Genomic DNA, 2,424 nt, shown 5'->3' with positions numbered 1-2,424 from the left:
GGGCGCAGGAGCACATCGAGGCGGCCGCGGCGGCGGCGACCAACGCCCTCACCCGCCACGTCGAGACCTTCAAGATCGACCGGCGGCTGCGGACCGCGGTGGTGGAGCGCGCCGCGGTCCGGTGCCCGTTTCGCGTGCTGTGGCGCGACGAGGGCGCGTGGGAGGACGCAGAGCCCGCGCACTGGCCGCTGCGGCTCGCCGCGCACACCGACACGGCGGCCTGGAGCTGGCCCGTCAACCTCGCCCTGCGCGACGTGGCGACGCTGCTCATGAACCTCCGCGATTCGCACGCGAAGCGGCTCGGCCGGGCCTTCCTCGACGGCACCTTCGCGTCGCTCCAGATCGGCGACGTGAGCGCGGCGGCGGCGCTGCTGCACACCGAGCACGAGGGCTTCGACGACGAGCTGCGCGAGGCGCTGACGCAGTGGGACGTGCGGCTCTGCGTGCTGGTCGCGGGCGCCGAGCTCGACGTGCAGGAGTCGCAGCGACGGCCCGCCATCGCCCTCGACGCGGGCTCGGTGCACCACGAGCTGCTCACCGGGTGGCGCGACCTGCCGAAGGACCGGAAGATCCGCAAGACGCCCGTGCAGAACGGCTGGGCGGAGATCATCTACCCCGGCAAGCAGCTCGGCCTGCGGCTCAACGTGCAGGATCTGCCCGAGCGCATCGTCCACGCGGTGCGCGAGTGGAAGCACTGGCAGGGCCTCCGGCACTGGGCCGCGCTGCAACTGCTCTTCACCGACGCGGGCCGCACGGGGCGCATCCGCTGGACGCTGGAGTCGCACCTCGAAGCGCTCGGCTACGGCGACCGTTCGCGGCGCGACCCGAAGGTGCGCGCGATGGTGGCCTCGGAGGTCGAGGCCCTCACGCGCATGGAGATCGCGATCTATCACCCCGACGGCACGGTGCGCCTTCGCGGCCCGGTGCTCGCCGTCACGCAGCGCGGCGAGGCGATGCGCGGGAGCGAGTGGCGGCTCGAGGGCCTGGAGCTGGTGATCCACCCGGTGCTCTACGACGGCGTGCGGAAATCCTCGGGCGAGATCGGGCGCCTCTGGGCACCAGCGCCGGTGGAGCTCGCGCGCATCGACCACGTGCGCTTCCCCTACGCCATCGCGCTGGGGCTCATCCTGCCGATCCGCTGGCGGTGGGACCTCACCGAGGACATGGACTACATCGTCCTGTCGGGCGCGAAGCTCATGGAAGCCGCGGGGATCAAGATCCAGCAGCAGCACCCGCGCCGCGCGTGGGAGGCCCTCGAAGAGAACCTCGAAGAGCTCAAGCAGGTCGGCGGACTCGGGCGCTACGAGTGGGAAGAAGGGCCTCCGTGGAGCCTCTCGGGGCGCTGTCGGCTCTACCAGCCGCAGTGGGTTCGGGAGCGCATGGTGCACGGGCTCGTCCCTCCCGAGACGACGGCGCTGCCGATGCCGCTCACGGGCGCCGAGCTCCGCGCGTGGCGCGCCTCGCGCAACTGGACGCAACAGGAAGCCGCCGATCAGCTCAAGGTCTCGCGGCGAACGGTCATCCGCGCTGAAGCCTCGCCCGACGAACCCCTGCCCCACAGCGTCCGCGCGGCCCTCTCAAGCCTCCAACAACCCTGAAGACAGGGCGCGGCCGTCAAGGGAGCAACCAGCGATGGGGTTCTCGGGGGTTACCGGGGGAACGGGTTCCCCTACCTGAACTTCATTGTGACAAATCCCGGCAGACCCCGTCGCGAGGGTGGCCGAAGCGACATTTGTGACAGATTCCGGCAGACCTCGTCGCAAAGATTGATGGTTGAAGGCATGGATTACCGACAAGACAACGGTCTCCCGTCATGTGACAGATTCCGGCAGACCTCGTCGCAGGGTGGTTGCAGGGGGTCTCGAAGGACCCTGTGTGACAGATTCCGGCAGACCCCGGCGGAAAAAGTGACAGATTCCGGCAGACCCCGGCAGAAAAAGTGACAAATTCGGCAGACCCCGTCGCAAGGCATTTTGTAAGTACTTGAAATCACTGAGAAATTCGTCACGAAAACCCCTTCTTAAAGGTATTCTATAAGGAATACCTTCTACGGGACTCCCGGTACGAGCTCGGAAGCTCGTCCCGGGGTCCCTCAGGACGAAAAACCAGAGCAGACACAATCACCACATTGGAATACCCATACCCACCTGAACAACCCGCTCAAACCACCCCCCCGCCATTCGCGTCCTGGGGGCCCTCCCTGGCGTTCGGGACGTGGGCCTGGGGTGACGGTGGGTACTGGGGCTACGACCCGGCGCGTGACGCCGCTGGGGCGGTTGGCGCGTTTGTCGCGGCGGTGGACGCGGGGGTGCGCCTGTTCGACACGGCGGAGGTGTACGGGCACGGCGAGTCTGAGCGCATCCTGGGCTGGATGGCGCGGCGGGCGGGGGTGCCGCTCGCGCTGGCGACGAAGTTCGCGCCGCT

The 2,424-nt window shown here is 68.6% G+C and carries 2 protein-coding genes; both read left to right on the top strand.

Features of this window, described 5'->3' with window-relative positions:
- Positions 1–1,598, top strand: a 1,598-nt coding sequence (locus PKH97_RS15880) for a helix-turn-helix transcriptional regulator (RefSeq protein ID WP_324388585.1), incomplete at its 5' end; no start/stop codon positions are given.
- Positions 1,599–2,128: 530 nt separating this feature from the next.
- The coding region (locus PKH97_RS15875; RefSeq protein ID WP_324388584.1) for an aldo/keto reductase at positions 2,129–2,424 on the top strand (296 nt) is incomplete at its 3' end.

It is taken from the genome of Nostocoides sp., assembly GCF_035343835.1.
Taxonomy (GTDB): domain Bacteria; phylum Actinomycetota; class Actinomycetes; order Actinomycetales; family Dermatophilaceae; genus Nostocoides_A; species Nostocoides_A vanveenii.
This window is presented reverse-complemented; position numbering and strand designations above follow the sequence as displayed.